The organism is Nocardioides silvaticus (assembly GCF_003160695.1).
GTDB classification, from domain to species: Bacteria; Actinomycetota; Actinomycetes; order Propionibacteriales; family Nocardioidaceae; genus Nocardioides; species Nocardioides silvaticus.
On sequence record NZ_QGDD01000009.1, the window covers coordinates 124,417 to 137,614 of the forward strand.

Genomic DNA, 13,198 nt, shown 5'->3' on the forward strand with positions numbered 1-13,198 from the left:
TAAAAATGCGACGCGGTGGTGTCGGCACTAGATTGCTGCGGTGCGGATCGACCTCCATACCCACTCCCGGGTCAGCGACGGGACGCAGGCGCCGGGCGACCTGGTGCGGGCTGCCGCCGAGGCCGGGCTGGACGTGGTCGCCCTCACCGACCACGACATCACCGCGGGATGGGACGAGGCCGCGGCAGCGGCCGAGGAGGCCGGGATCGGTCTGGTGCGCGGCATCGAGATCAGCACCAAGTTCCGGAGCCACGGCGTGCACCTGCTGGCCTACCTGCCCGACCCGGCCAACGAGGCGCTGGTCGCCGAGCTGCAGAAGATCCTCGACGGCCGCGACGCGCGGGTGCCGACGATGCTCGCGCTGCTGCGCGGTCTCGGGATCGACGGGGCGACCGAGGAGGCGCTCGCCGAGATCACCGTCAACGCCGGCGCGACCGGACGACCGCACGTCGCCGACCTGCTGGTGCGGCTCGGGGTGGTGGCCGACCGCGACCAGGCGTTCGCGGAGTACCTCTCGCTGGGTCGGCCCGCCTACGTCAACCGGTACGCCTCCGACCTGCTGACGATGATCGGCATCGTGACCGCGGCCCGCGGCGTGCCGGTCATCGCCCACCCGTGGGGCCGGGGGAGCGCCGGCGTGCTCGACGAGCCGGCGCTGACCCGCCTGGCCGCCGCCGGCCTGGTGGGGATCGAGGTCGACCACCTCGACCACGACACCGAGCAGCGGGCCCGTCTCCGCGCCATCGCCGAGCGGCTCGAGCTGGTCGTCACCGGCTCCAGCGACCACCACGGCACCGGCAAGGTCGACCACCCGCTCGGCGTCGAGACGACCGCGCCCGACCAGCTCGAGCGGATCCTGGCCCGCGCCGCCGAGCTCCAGTCCCCGACGACGATCATCGGCGCGGTGAGCGCGTCATGAGCTCGGTGGTCGACGGCGTCCTCCTCGTCGAGGTCTTCGTGACGCTCTTCGTGATCATGGACCCGGTCGGCACCGTGCCGATCTTCCTCACGCTGACCAGCGGCCGCAGCCCGGCGACGTCGCGGCGGTACGCGTGGCAGGCGGTGGCCGTCTCGTTCCTCGTGATCACGGCGTTCGCCTTCTTCGGCCAGCAGATCCTCAGCTACCTGCACATCTCCCTGCCCGCCCTGCAGTGCGCCGGCGGGCTGCTCCTGCTGCTGGTCGCCCTCGAGCTGCTGACCGGCAACGAGCAGGAGCCGAAGGCCAACCAGGACGCCAACGTCGCCCTGGTGCCGCTCGGCACCCCGCTCCTCGCCGGGCCCGGCGCGATCGTCGCCACCATGCTGTTCGTCGAGGGGATCGACAGCGGCCCGGAGCTCTCCGCCGTCGCGGTCGGCATCGTCGGCGTCCACGTCGCCCTCTGGGCCGCGATGCGCTACTCGCTGCCGATCCTCAAGGTGATCCGCGACGGCGGCGTCATGCTCGTCACCCGCATCGCCGGTCTGCTGCTCTCCGCGATCGCGGTCCAGCTGGTCGCCGACGCCGTCCGTGCCTTCATCGCCGGCGAGGGCTGAGCCCTCCCGACCTACTTCCGCCCCAGCCCCTGGAACTTCTGCAGGACGGGACCGGGGATGACGCGGGTGGTGGTGACGATCGCCTTGTAGCGCTTGCTCGGGATCGACATCGCCTTGCCGCTGTCGAAGTCGGCCAGGGCGTCCCGGACCAGCCGGTCGGGCTCGAGCCACAGCGCCCTCGGCGCGCTCGCGTCGCGGTCGACGCCGAGCCGCTCGTGGAACTCGGTCTTCACGAACCCGGGGCACAGCGCCATCACGGTGACCCCGCGGTCGCCGTACTCGTTGTGCGCCCAGGCGCTGAAGCTGTTGACCCACGCCTTCGCGGCGCTGTAGGTCCCGCGGGGGAGGAACGCCGCGACGCTCGAGACGTTGATGACGCCACCGCGGCCGCGCGCGACCATCCCGCCCAGCGCTGCGTGGCTGAGACGGAGGACGGCGCGCACGAGCACGTCCTGCTGCGCCTGCTCGGTGTCGATGTCGTTGTCGAGGAAGCCGTTCTTCAAGCCGAACCCGGCGTTGTTGACGAGCAGGTCGACCGGCCGCTCGCGGTCGGCCAGGCGGGCCTCGACGTCGGCGAGCTGCGCGGGGTCGGTGAGGTCGGCGGTCAGCACCTCCGTCGCGACGCCGTACGACGACGCGAGCTCGGCTGCCACCTCCTCCAGCCGCGCGGTGTCGCGGGCGACCAGGACCAGGTCGTCACCGCGAGCGGCGAGCTGACGGGCGAACTCGTGACCGATCCCGGCGGTCGCGCCGGTGACGAGGGACGTCGACATGCGGTCCAGTGTCACAGGTCGGTGACACACCGGCACCCGTCGGTCCGGCATGATGTCCCCTGATGAGCGCCGAGGCCCCCCGTCCCACCGTCCTCGCCGTCGCCAACCAGAAGGGTGGCGTGGCGAAGACGACGACCGTCGCGTCGATCGGTGCTGCGCTCGCGGAGCTCGGGCACAAGGTGCTGCTCGTCGACCTCGACCCCCAGTCGTGCCTGACGTTCTCGCTCGGCATCGACCCCGAGGACCTCGAGATCTCGATCCACCACGTGCTCACCAAGGGTGTCGACGCGAGCGAGGTGATCCTAGCGACCGACGACGGCGTCGACCTGCTGCCGGCGACCATCGAGCTCGCTCGCGCGGAGGCGGACCTGCTGACCCGCACCGGCCGTGAGCACGTGCTCCGCGGCGTGGTCGAGGACCTGGCCGCCGCCGACACGCACTACGACTGGATCCTGCTCGACTGCCCGCCCTCGCTGGGCGTCCTCACCGTCGCCGCGCTCACCGCCGCCGACGGCGTGCTGGTGCCGCTGCAGTGCGAGACGCTCTCCCACCGCGGCGTGGGCCAGCTGCTCGACACCGTCCACGACGTGCGCCGGTTCACGAACCGTGACCTCGACGTGTGGGGCGTGCTCCCCACGCTGTACGACGGCCGTACCAACCACGCCCGCGCGGTGCTCGACACGATCGCCGAGACCTACGACCTCGAGGTCGTGGAGCCGCCGATCCCGAAGACGATCAAGTTCGCCGAGGCGCCGGCCGCGGGCCGGTCGATCCTGGCGACCAGCCGCAGCAGCAAGGGCGCCCAGGCCTACCGCGAGGTCGCGGGCAACCTGGTCGAGCGGGCGGCCCGCTGACCGTGAAGCACGTCAAGGGCACCGGGCAGCACCGGGCGCAGCCGGGACGGCGCCGCGCCGCGCCCCGGGGCAAGCGCCGGGCGGAGGTGCGGCCGCGGTACGGCCGGATCGCCGTCTTCTCCGCCGCCGCAGTCGTCACGTTGGTCGCGGTCGTGGGTGGCTTCGGTCTGCTGCCGTCGGGGCCCGAGAACGCCAGCGCCGCGTCCGGCGCCCTCCGGCAGTCGGTGGTCGACAGCCAGCAGGCCCACGGCCGGTCCGAGGGCGAGAACCGGGAGAAGCAGGCCGAGGAGCGGGGCAAGGCAACGAGCGAGAAGCCGGGCAAGAAGCTGCGGGTCGTCGCGGCGACGACCGTCAGCCGGCAGAACACCGACGGCCGCCGTACGACGGCGCTCCCGGCGGACTCCGGCACCGGCCGCCGGGTCGTCTTCAGCGAGAGCGAGCAGCGGGTCTGGCTGGTCGACGACGGCGAGGTCCTGCGCAGCTACCTGGTCTCCGGGAGCGTGTACGACAACCTCGAGCCCGGCACCTACGCGGTCTACTCGCGCTCGCGCTGGGCGGTCGGCATCGACGACTCCGGGACCATGCAGTACTTCGTCCGGTTCACCCAGGGCGATCAGGGCGCGGCGATCGGGTTCCACACCATCCCCGTCGACGACGGCGAGCCCGTGCAGACCCTCGGCCAGCTCGGCACCCCGCTGTCGCACGGGTGCATCCGGCAGCGCACTCCCGACGCCATCGCGCTGTGGGACTTCGCGCCGATCGGCACGACCGTCGTGGTCACCGCCTGACCGTGCCGAGCGCGGGTAAATCGGTCGTGCGAGGACCGACCGGATGTCATCCTTGCCCGTTGTGATCACACGATGAGCTGGGCCGATCGGCTGCGCGCGCTGCGCATGGACCTGACCCCTTGGCGCGCCTCCCGGGACTTCCGCCTGCTGCTCACCGCGGGTGCGGTCTTCTACTTCGGCGCGATGGTCAGCTACGTCGCGATCCCCTACCAGGTCTACACGCTGACCGGCTCGAACTTCGCCGTCGGCGCGATCGGCCTGGTGGAGCTGGTGCCGCTGGTGGTCTTCGGCCTGTACGGCGGCGCGCTGGCCGACCACGTCGACCGGCGCAAGCTGCTTGTCGGGCTCGGCGTCGCCCAGGCCGTCCTGACCGGCATCCTCGGCTGGAACGCGTTCCGCGACGAACCGAGCGTGTGGGTGATCTTCGTCGTCGCGGCGTTCCTGGTGAGCGCCTCGGCCATGCAGCGGCCGTCCCGCGAAGCGCTGCTGCCGCGCACGGTCGCCCACGACCAGCTCACCGCTGCCAACGCCCTCGGCAGCTTCAGCATCCAGATCGGCGTGCTCGTGGGACCGATGATCGGCGGACTCCTCGTGGCCTACGTCGGCATCGGCTGGTGCTTCGTCGTCGACGTCGTCGGGCTCCTCATCGCCACGCTGATGTACCGGCTGATGAGCCACTACCCCCACCGTGCCGAGACGACGCCACCGAGCCTCGAGGCGATCGGCGAGGGCATGCGCTACGCCTTCGGCCGGCGCGACCTGCTCGGCACCTACTTCGTCGACATCGCCTGCATGCTGATGGCGTTGCCGGTCGTGCTGTTCCCCGCGCTCGCCGAGGAGGTGTTCGAGCGACCCGAGCTGCTCGGGCTGCTCTACTCGGCCGAGACCATCGGGGCGGTGCTGGCGACCGCGCTTTCCGGCTGGACCTCTCATTTCCACCACCACGGCCGGGCGATCGTGGTCGCCGCAGCGTCCTACGGCGTCTTCGTCGCGCTCGCGGGCCTGATGCCGTCGTTCTGGTTGGTGGTCGTGATGCTCGCGTTCGCGGGCGCCTCCGACATGATCTCGGGCGTCTTCCGCGGGACCGTGTGGAGCCAGACGATCCCCGAGGCCATGCGTGGCCGGCTCGCCGGCATCGAGATGCTGTCGTACTCGCTCGGGCCGCTCGGTGGCCAGGTCCGGGCCGGCGTCACCGCCGACCTGTGGACCGTGCGCGGCGCGATCACCAGTGGCGGCATCGGCTGCGTCGCCGCGGTCTCGATCACCGCGCTGTGGCTGCGCGACTTCTGGTCCTACGACGACCGCACCGACGAGCACGCGATCGCCGAGCGTGCGACCCGTGCCGCCGCGGGCGAGGCCTGAGCGTGGACCCCGCGCACTGGACGGACCCGTCCTTCCTGCAGCCCGCCCGGGACTGGGTCGACGAGCAGCTGGCCGGGCTCGGGCTCTCCGTCACCGGTGAGGTCGAGCAGACGCACGTCACGAAGTGGTCGACCGTGCTCCGGGTCCCGACGGCGACCGGCCCGGTGTGGTTGAAGGCCACCGAGGATTCGCTGAAGCACGAGGCCGGGGTGACCGCCTTCGTCGCCGCCCGGCGACCGGCAGACGTGCCGCCGCTGCTCGCGGCCGACCTCGGCCGGGGCTGGATGCTGATGGCGGACGCGGGTCGCCGGCTGACCGAGGTGCTGCCCGAGGACGGCTCGCTCGACCGCTGGCTGCCGGTGCTGCGCACGGTCGCGGAGATCCAGCTCGCCTGCGAGGACGCCGTCGACGAGCTGCTGGCCCTCGGTGTGCCCGACCTGAGGCTCGCCACGCTCGCCGAGGCCTACGACCGGCTGGCGCACGAGCTCGACCTCGAGCCGCGGTTCCGCGCGGCGACGTCGTACGTCCAGGAGCTGTGCGACCGGCTCGCCGGCTTCGGCATCCGGGAGACCCTGCAGCACGACGACCTCCACGACGGCCAGGTCTACGTGCACGGCGACCGGCAGCTGGTCATGGACTGGGGCGACGCCTGCGTCTCGCACCCGTTCTTCACGCTCTCGGTCACCCTCGAGGGCGTGATCGCCTGGGGCCTCGACGACGAGGAGGACTCGATCGACACCGGCCCGTTCCGCGACGCCTACCTCGAGCCGTACGCCGCCGCCTACCCCGACCTCACCCGCACCGACCTGCTCGGCGCCGTCGACGCCGCGCTCCGGCTCGGCTGGGCCTGCCGGTTCGTCAACGGCTACGTCCCGGGCGACGACCCCGGCCCACGGCTGCGGATGTTCCTCGACGGGCGGGCCTGACCCGGGCGGCTCGGCGCCGACCCTGCTGAGCCGGGCGGTGACGCGGTCGAGGACGAGGGAGTCGAGGTCGCGCTCGAGGTCTCGGTCGCGGGCGCGCACCGAGGTGTGGAGCAGGCGGCCGTCCAGCTCGACGACGGCGCCGATCGAGGCGTAGAGAACGTCTCGGTACAGCGGGCCCTTCGGCGACTCGCGCACCTGGCGCTCGGCGCACGGCAGACCGTGCGGGCGCTCGACCCGGTCCAGGTAGCCGTGCTCGAGCGTCGAGCAGGTGCCCGCCGCGACGTCGGCGATGACGCCCTCCAGGAACGCCCGGCGTGGGATCCGCGGCCGGCTCGCCAGTGCCTCGGCGAGCCGGTCGCCGGTCGTGCGGCGGGCGCGCACTGCGTCGGCGAGGTGGGCGACGGCATCGATCTCACGCGCAGCCACCGACGCCAGGTCGATCGCTGCCTGCTCAATCCGCTGCCGGGGCGGGGAGGTGTGCCACAGGACCTTCGCGTCGAGGCCGGCGAGGCGGTGGGGGACCACCCCCGCCGGCGGCTCGAGCGACCGGTTGGCCGCGACAGCGACGTGGATCGGCCGGCCGTCGTCGTGGTCGCGGCGGCCGGGTCCGTCCGCCGCCCGGACGGCGGAGTCGAGGCACAGCGCGGCGGGCTCGCAGACGAGGACCGCCGCCCACGCGCGCTGGAGCCAGGTCAGCGGACCGGTGTGGTCGGCGTACACGCCGGGATGGACGAGCCTCAGCTCGCGCCGGCGCCGCATCCGCCTCAGGCCGTGGTCGGCGAGACCGAGCTCGAGCACCTGCCGGCGGTTGACGACGCCTGCCTGGATCGCGAGCAGCTCGTGGAGGACGCGGTCGGGTCGTTCCATGCGGGAAAGCGTGGGGCGGAGGCCGGTCGGCCGGAACCCACCCCGCCGCGGCCTGTGGAGGGCCGCCCGAAAAGCACAGTGCGTCCGATCGCAGTCACCTGGTGACCGCGATCGGACGCACTGTCCGTCAGATCAGCTGGCCGCGGTGGAGGCCTGCGCCGAGCCGCCCGAGCCCCCCGAACCGCCCGAGCCGCCCCGGCGGCGGCGACGACGGTTGCGGTTGCCGGTGCCGGCCGCCTTCTCGCCACCCTCGGCCGGTGCGGACACGGTGGCGGCAGGCTTCTCCGTGGCGGAGCCGTCGGCCGGCTTGCCGCCTCGCGTGCGGGTCCGGTTGCGGTTGCGGCTGCCCGACCGGTCGCCCGATCGCTCGCCACGGTCGCGACGGTCGCCACGGTCCTCGCGCGGCTTCCGCTCGACCGGGGCGGGGTCGACGATGCGGCCCTTGGTGCCCGGCGGGATGCCCTGGTCGTGGAAGAGGTGCTCGGAGGTCGAGTAGGTCTCGAGCGGCTCGTCGAACGGCAGGTCGAGAGCCTTGTTGATCATCTTCCAGCGGTGCACGTCGGTCGCGTCGACCAGCGTGATCGCGATGCCGGAGGCGCCGGCGCGGCCGGTGCGGCCGATCCGGTGGACGTAGGTCTTGTCGTCCTCGGGGCAGGTGTAGTTGATGACGTGGCTGACGCCGGAGACGTCGATGCCGCGCGCGGCGACGTCGGTGGCGACGAGCACCTTGATCTTGTCCTCGCGGAACTTCGTCAGCGCCTTCTCGCGCGACACCTGCGCCATGTCGCCGTGCAGCGGGCTGGCCTTGAAGCCGCGCTCGACGAGGTCCTCGGCGATCCGCTGGGCCTGGCGCTTGGTGCGGGTGAAGACGATCATCTTGTCGGCGTCCTCGGCCTGCAGGATGCGGCCGATGATCTCCGGCTTGTCGAGGTCGTGGGCCTGGTAGATGAACTGCGCGGTGGCCGGCACCGTCGCGTTCTCGTACGACGACTCGGCGCGGATGTTCATCGGGTGCCGCATGTAGGTGCGGGCCAGCGCCACGATCGGGGCCGGCATCGTGGCCGAGAACAGCATCGTCTGGCGCGTCTCCGGCGTCATCCGGATCAGCTTCTGGATGTCGTCGAGGAAGCCGAGGTCGAGCATCTCGTCGGCCTCGTCGAGCACGAGCGCGTGCACGTGCGAGAGGTCGAGCGCCTTGCGGTTGGCGAGGTCGAGGAGCCGGCCGGGCGTGCCGACGACGATGTCGACGCCCGCCTCGAGCGCCTCGAGCTGCGGCTCGTAGCCGACGCCGCCGTAGATGGTCAGCACGCGCATGCCGCGACCGCGCGAGGCGATCTCGAGGTCGTTGGAGACCTGGATCGCGAGCTCACGGGTCGGTGCCACGACGAGCGCCTGCGGCTTGCCGTCCGGGATCTCGGCGTAGTCGGGGTCGCCCGGCGCCACGCTGCGCTGGATGACCGGGATGCCGAAGGCGAGGGTCTTGCCGGTGCCGGTGCGGGCCTGGCCGATGAGGTCGGTGCCCATGAGCGCGACGGAGAGGGTCATCTCCTGGATCGCGAAGGGGTGGACGATGCCGGCCTCCGCGAGCGAGTCGCAGATCGCGGGCAGCACGCCGAGGTTACGGAAGGTGACCTTGGGGTCGGTCGCCTCGGCGGTTTCGGTCGTGCTCGTCTCAGGGGTGGTGTCGCTGGTCAGTGTTCTGTCGCTTTCGTGAGTGATTTCAGCCTGGGCCGAGTTCATGTCGGATGCGGCTGATTCACACTCAGCCGCGCACATACGTGGGCGATGTCGCCCGGAGCTCCCGAGGGCCTCCCGCGAGCCACCCCGAGGGGGCCTGCCCGTGGTCGGGCAGCGGCTCGTTCACTCCATGGTATCGGTACCCTGCCCGCATGGCTGAATCCGACGCGGCGGCGCCCGCCGAGCTCACCGGCGCCCTGGCCGACCGGGACTACCGCGAGGCCGTGGTCGACCTGCTCGCCGTCGTCGCGTACGGCGAGCTCTCGGCCTTCGAGCGGCTCGTCGAGGACGCCAAGCTCGCGCCCACGCTGGAGGACAAGCTGGCGCTCGCGCAGATGGCCGGCGCGGAGCTGGCGAAGGTGCAGCCGCTCATCGACCGGATCTCCAAGCTCGGCGGCGACCCGTTCGCGGCGATGGCTCCCTTCCACGAGGCGCTCGACGAGTTCCACGCCCACACCGCCCCGGCCGACTGGCACGAGGGCCTGGTCAAGGCGTTCGTCGGCGACAGCCTGGCGCGCGACTTCTACCGCGAGATCGCGGCGTTCCTCGACCCCGACACCCGCGATCTGGTCGTCTCGTCGGTCGTCGAGGGCCAGCACTCCGCGTTCGCGGTCGACCGGCTGCGCCAGGCGATCGCCGACGACCCGCCGCTCGGCGGGCGCCTCGCGCTCTGGGGCCGCCGGCTGATGGGGGAGGCCCTGATCCAGGCGCAGCGGGTCGCGGCCGACCGCGACGCGCTGACCGCGCTGCTCGTCGGGGGCGTCGACCGCCCCGGCCTCGACCTGGCTGCGCTCGGCCGGATGTTCACCCGGCTGACCGAGCGGCACTCCGAGCGGATGGCCGAGCTCGGCCTCGACCCGTGACGGCATGACCGAGGCCCGGGAGGTCGAGAACCTCCTCTACCGCTACGCCGAGGCCATCGACGCCGGCGACTTCTCCGCGGTCGGCGAGCTGTTTCGCCACGGTCGGATCTGCGCGGCGCCCGACAGCCCCGACCAGGGTCCGGTCACGGTCGCCGAGGGTGCCGACGCGGTCGCGGAGCTCTACCGCTCGCTGGTGATCCTGTACGACGACGGCACACCCCGGACCCAGCACGTCGTCACCAACGCGATCGTCGACGTCGACGAGGCTCGTGGGTCGGCGACCTCGCGCTCGTCGTTCACGGTGTTCCAGGCGACCGACGACCTGCCGCTGCAGCCGATCGTGCTCGGCAGCTACCAGGACACCTTCCACCGCCTCGGGGGCACCTGGTGGTTCGCCACCCGGACGATGGTGCTCGGCCCGACCGGCGACGTCAGTCGACACCTGCGGGGTTGAGCGACTCCGGGCGCTGCGGCTCCCACCCCGGCGGGCCGAACAGGTAGCCGGCGCGCTCCCGCCAGCTCCGCGCGGCACGCACGTTGCGGACGATCTGCGCATAGTCGCCGTACTGCAGCTTGACGAGGTTGTAGGTGTTCACCGGCTTGGTGAGGCCGTACTTCGGGCGCTTCTGCTCCTCCACGAAGCTGCCGAACATGCGGTCCCAGATGATGAAGATCCCGGCGTAGTTCTTGTCGAGGTACTCCGGGTCCGAGCCGTGGTGCACCCGGTGGTGCGAGGGGGTGTTCATCACGAGCTCGACCGGGCGCCACAGCTTGTCGACCAGCTCGGTGTGCACGAAGAACTGGTAGATGAGGTTGAACCCGAACGCCACGTAGAGCGTCCACGGCGCGAACCCCAGCAGGGGCAGCGGGATCCAGAAGACCAGCTCCCACCAGGGGTTCCACTTCTGCCGCAGGGCTGTCGCGAAGTTCATGTACTCGCTGGAGTGGTGGGCCTGGTGCGCCGCCCACCCGACGTTGACGCGGTGCACGAACCGGTGCTGCCAGTAGTAGAAGAAGTCGACGCCGAGGATGACGGCCGGCCAGTACCACCAGGCGTCGGTGTCGAGGTGGACCGGCGCGACGTACTCGTAGAGCGCGACGTAGCCGAAGAACCCGATCAGCTTGAGCACCGTCAGCGACACGATCGAGCCCAGTCCCATGAACAGGCTGGTCCGGGCGTCCTGGCGGTGGTAGCCGGTCCGGGGCACCGGGTTGTCGTCGTGGTCGAGCCACTTCAGAGCGGCCAGCTCGATCGCGATGGTCAGCAGGAAGAACGGGATCGCGTAGGTGACCGGGTTCTTCATCGGGTCGAGCAGGTCCTGCATGGATCTGGAGCTCCTGATCGGGTGATATGACTTCGGGGTAAGTTACCACGAGGTCATATCCGTTGGTAGGGTCGGTCCCGTGCCATCCTCCACCGCCAGCGCCGGCTCCGCGCGCCGTTCCGGCACGAAGGGGGTCGCCCGCGCCGATCGCGAGGAGCAGATCGTCGAGGTGGCCGGACAGGTCTTCGCCGAGCGCGGCTTCGCGCTCGCCTCGGTGAGCGAGATCGCCGAGCGGGCTGGCATCTCCAAGCCGCTCATCTACAACTACTTCGGCTCGAAGGAAGGCCTGCTCGTCGCCTGCCTGCGGCGCGGCGGCCAGGTGCTGGCCGAGGAGATGGAGCGTACGGCGGCGCTCGGCGAGGTCGGCATCGCCCGCGCCCTGGTGACCCTGGACGGGGTGTTCCGGGTGCTCGAACCGCAGCCCTGGATCTGGCGCCTCCTCAACGACCCGACCCTCGCCCGCACCAGCGAGGTGGCCGCGATCATCGACGTCTACCAGGATCGGGTGGCAGCCCTCGCCCGCGACGGGGTCGGGGAGCTCATGCACCTGGCAGGCGACGACGACCCCGTCGACATCGACGCCATGACCCACGTTTGGTCGAACGTCTTCGACTCGCTCGTCACCTGGTGGGTCGACCACCCCGACGAGACGCCCGCGTCGATGACCGCCCGGTCCTCCCGGCTCTTCGCCGCCGTGTTCGGGGCTGATCGGGTCGGGCTGCGGGGCCGGTGAGTCGGGGTCGGTGACTTGCGTGGGACGTGCCCGCCCCGTGGCTGTCGACCAGGGCCGGCCCGGGCAGGACTAGGCTCAGCCGTCGTACCGAATCCCGTCACTCGGACTACCCAGGAGCAAGCACGTGGCAGCGATCGAAGCCGTCGGAGCCCGCGAGATCCTCGACTCGCGCGGCAACCCCACCGTCGAGGTCGAGGTGCTCCTCGACGACGGGTCCTTCGCCCGGGCGGCCGTGCCCAGCGGCGCCTCCACCGGTGCGTTCGAGGCCGTGGAGCTGCGCGACGGCGGCGACCGCTACCTCGGCAAGGGTGTGCAGAACGCCGTCAGCGCCGTGATCAACACCCTGGGCCCCGCGATCGAGGGCCTGGACGCCGCCGACCAGCGGCTCGTCGACCAGACCATGATCGACGCGGACGCCACGCCCAACAAGGCGAAGGTCGGCGCCAACGCGATCCTCGGGGTGTCACTCGCGGTGGCCCGCGCGGCTGCCGACTCCGCGGACCTCCCGCTCTACCGCTACGTCGGCGGCCCGAACGCCCACCTGCTGCCGGTGCCGATGATGAACATCCTCAACGGCGGCGCGCACGCGGACACCAACGTCGACATCCAGGAGTTCATGATCGCGCCGATCGGCGCGGCGACCTTCCGCGACGCGCTTCGCATGGGCGCGGAGGTCTACCACGCGCTCAAGTCGGTGCTGAAGAGCCGCGGACTGGCGACCGGGGTGGGCGACGAGGGCGGCTTCGCCCCGGACCTGGAGTCCAACCGCGCCGCGCTCGACCTGATCGCCGAGGCGGTCGGCAAGGCCGGCTACCGGCTCGGGGAGGACATCGTGCTCGCGCTCGACGTCGCGGCGTCGGAGTTCTACGAGGACGGCTCCTACACCTTCGAGGGCACCAAGAAGTCGGCCGACGAGATGATCGCCTACTACAGCGAGCTGGTCGCGGCCTACCCGATCGTCAGCATCGAGGACCCGCTCAACGAGGACGACTGGGACGGTTGGAAGGCCATCACCGACGCGCTCGGCGCCAAGACCCAGCTGGTCGGCGACGACCTGTTCGTCACCAACGTCGAGCGGCTGCAGCGCGGCATCTCCGGCGGCCAGGCCAACGCGCTGCTGGTGAAGGTCAACCAGATCGGCTCCCTGACCGAGACCCTCGACTCCGTCGACCTCGCGCACCGCAGCGGCTTCCGCTGCATGATGAGCCACCGCTCGGGCGAGACCGAGGACACCACGATCGCCGACCTCGCCGTCGCGACGAACTGCGGCCAGATCAAGACCGGCGCCCCCGCCCGGTCGGAGCGGGTGGCGAAGTACAACCAGCTGCTCCGCATCGAGGACGAGCTCGGTGACGCGGCGCGCTACGCCGGTGCGGGCGCGTTCCCGCGTTATCAGGCCTGATTCGGGTTGACTAGGAACCGTCAGCGCTAGGAGAC

The 13,198-nt window shown here is 71.5% G+C and carries 14 protein-coding genes; 11 read left to right on the top strand and 3 right to left on the bottom strand.

The window, feature by feature from the left end; all coding sequences use genetic code 11:
- Nucleotides 1-40: 40 nt before the first annotated feature.
- Together DJ010_RS18200 and DJ010_RS18205 are read left to right on the top strand one after the other, a co-directional pair.
- On the top strand, nt 41-919 hold the full coding sequence (locus DJ010_RS18200) for a PHP domain-containing protein (RefSeq protein WP_109696395.1): 879 nt from the start codon (nt 41-43) through the stop codon (nt 917-919).
- Nucleotides 916-1,533, top strand: a complete 618-nt coding sequence (locus DJ010_RS18205) for a MarC family protein (RefSeq protein ID WP_109696397.1) — start codon at nt 916-918, stop codon at nt 1,531-1,533. Before DJ010_RS18200 ends, DJ010_RS18205 begins: the two co-directional genes overlap by 4 nt.
- An 11-nt stretch (nt 1,534-1,544) precedes the next feature.
- On the opposite strand, the gene DJ010_RS18210 is transcribed toward DJ010_RS18205, so the two are convergent.
- Nucleotides 1,545-2,306, bottom strand: a complete 762-nt coding sequence (locus tag DJ010_RS18210) for an SDR family NAD(P)-dependent oxidoreductase (protein WP_109696398.1) — start codon at nt 2,304-2,306, stop codon at nt 1,545-1,547.
- A gap of 62 nt (nt 2,307-2,368) precedes the next feature.
- On the opposite strand from DJ010_RS18210, the gene DJ010_RS18215 reads away from it, so the two are divergent.
- The 5 genes from DJ010_RS18215 to DJ010_RS18235 all read left to right on the top strand — a co-directional run bounded on the left by DJ010_RS18215 (nt 2,369) and on the right by DJ010_RS18235 (nt 7,208).
- A complete protein-coding gene (locus tag DJ010_RS18215; RefSeq protein WP_109696400.1) occupies nt 2,369-3,160 on the top strand; it encodes a ParA family protein in 792 nt (263 codons plus the stop codon).
- Nucleotides 3,161-3,162: 2 nt separating this feature from the next.
- A complete protein-coding gene (locus tag DJ010_RS18220; protein WP_109696402.1) occupies nt 3,163-3,948 on the top strand; it encodes a L,D-transpeptidase in 786 nt (261 codons plus the stop codon).
- Between the two features lie 72 nt (nt 3,949-4,020).
- The gene (locus DJ010_RS18225; RefSeq protein WP_109696404.1) at nt 4,021-5,310 is read left to right on the top strand and encodes an MFS transporter; all 1,290 of its coding nucleotides are present in this window, start codon (nt 4,021-4,023) and stop codon (nt 5,308-5,310) included.
- 2 nt (nt 5,311-5,312) lie between these two features.
- Nucleotides 5,313-6,236 carry a phosphotransferase family protein gene (locus DJ010_RS18230; protein ID WP_109696406.1) on the top strand — a complete coding sequence of 308 codons (924 nt, stop codon included), beginning with the start codon at nt 5,313-5,315 and terminating at the stop codon, nt 6,234-6,236.
- 105 nt (nt 6,237-6,341) lie between these two features.
- Nucleotides 6,342-7,208, top strand: coding sequence for a hypothetical protein (locus DJ010_RS18235; RefSeq protein WP_109696408.1), 867 nt, complete (start codon nt 6,342-6,344; stop codon nt 7,206-7,208).
- Nucleotides 7,209-7,235: 27 nt separating this feature from the next.
- On the opposite strand, the gene DJ010_RS18240 is transcribed toward DJ010_RS18235, so the two are convergent.
- Nucleotides 7,236-8,879, bottom strand: coding sequence for a DEAD/DEAH box helicase (locus DJ010_RS18240; protein ID WP_439331699.1), 1,644 nt, complete (start codon nt 8,877-8,879; stop codon nt 7,236-7,238).
- A 113-nt stretch (nt 8,880-8,992) separates the two neighbouring features.
- On the opposite strand from DJ010_RS18240, the gene DJ010_RS18245 reads away from it, so the two are divergent.
- Both DJ010_RS18245 and DJ010_RS18250 read left to right on the top strand, forming a co-directional pair.
- Complete coding sequence (locus DJ010_RS18245; protein WP_109696412.1) at nt 8,993-9,703, top strand: ferritin-like fold-containing protein; 711 nt, start codon at nt 8,993-8,995, stop codon at nt 9,701-9,703.
- A gap of 4 nt (nt 9,704-9,707) precedes the next feature.
- A complete protein-coding gene (locus DJ010_RS18250; RefSeq protein WP_109696414.1) occupies nt 9,708-10,157 on the top strand; it encodes a nuclear transport factor 2 family protein in 450 nt (149 codons plus the stop codon).
- Here the strand turns inward: DJ010_RS18250 and DJ010_RS18255 are convergent.
- Nucleotides 10,135-11,028, bottom strand: a complete 894-nt coding sequence (locus DJ010_RS18255; RefSeq protein WP_109696416.1) for a sterol desaturase family protein — start codon at nt 11,026-11,028, stop codon at nt 10,135-10,137. The genes DJ010_RS18250 and DJ010_RS18255 overlap by 23 nt on opposite strands.
- Before the next feature lie 79 nt (nt 11,029-11,107).
- On the opposite strand from DJ010_RS18255, the gene DJ010_RS18260 reads away from it, so the two are divergent.
- Both DJ010_RS18260 and eno read left to right on the top strand, forming a co-directional pair.
- Entirely contained in the window at nt 11,108-11,761 is a 654-nt protein-coding gene (locus DJ010_RS18260) for a TetR/AcrR family transcriptional regulator (RefSeq protein ID WP_109696418.1), read from the top strand.
- Nucleotides 11,762-11,885: 124 nt separating this feature from the next.
- Entirely contained in the window at nt 11,886-13,163 is a 1,278-nt protein-coding gene (gene eno, locus DJ010_RS18265) for a phosphopyruvate hydratase (protein WP_109696420.1), read from the top strand.
- Nucleotides 13,164-13,198 lie beyond the last annotated feature (35 nt).

What these genes read in the sequence shown, in the direction of transcription:
- DJ010_RS18205 (WP_109696397.1), top strand. Translation starts at nt 916, where the DNA reads ATGAGCTCGGTGGTCGACGGCGTCCTCCTCGTCGAGGTCTTCGTGACG.
- DJ010_RS18210 (WP_109696398.1), bottom strand. Translation starts at nt 2,306, where the DNA reads ATGTCGACGTCCCTCGTCACCGGCGCGACCGCCGGGATCGGTCACGAG.
- DJ010_RS18215 (WP_109696400.1), top strand. Translation starts at nt 2,369, where the DNA reads ATGAGCGCCGAGGCCCCCCGTCCCACCGTCCTCGCCGTCGCCAACCAG.
- DJ010_RS18225 (WP_109696404.1), top strand. Translation starts at nt 4,021, where the DNA reads ATGAGCTGGGCCGATCGGCTGCGCGCGCTGCGCATGGACCTGACCCCT.
- DJ010_RS18240 (WP_439331699.1), bottom strand. Translation starts at nt 8,879, where the DNA reads ATGTGCGCGGCTGAGTGTGAATCAGCCGCATCCGACATGAACTCGGCC.
- DJ010_RS18245 (WP_109696412.1), top strand. Translation starts at nt 8,993, where the DNA reads ATGGCTGAATCCGACGCGGCGGCGCCCGCCGAGCTCACCGGCGCCCTG.
- DJ010_RS18250 (WP_109696414.1), top strand. Translation starts at nt 9,708, where the DNA reads ATGACCGAGGCCCGGGAGGTCGAGAACCTCCTCTACCGCTACGCCGAG.
- DJ010_RS18255 (WP_109696416.1), bottom strand. Translation starts at nt 11,028, where the DNA reads ATGCAGGACCTGCTCGACCCGATGAAGAACCCGGTCACCTACGCGATC.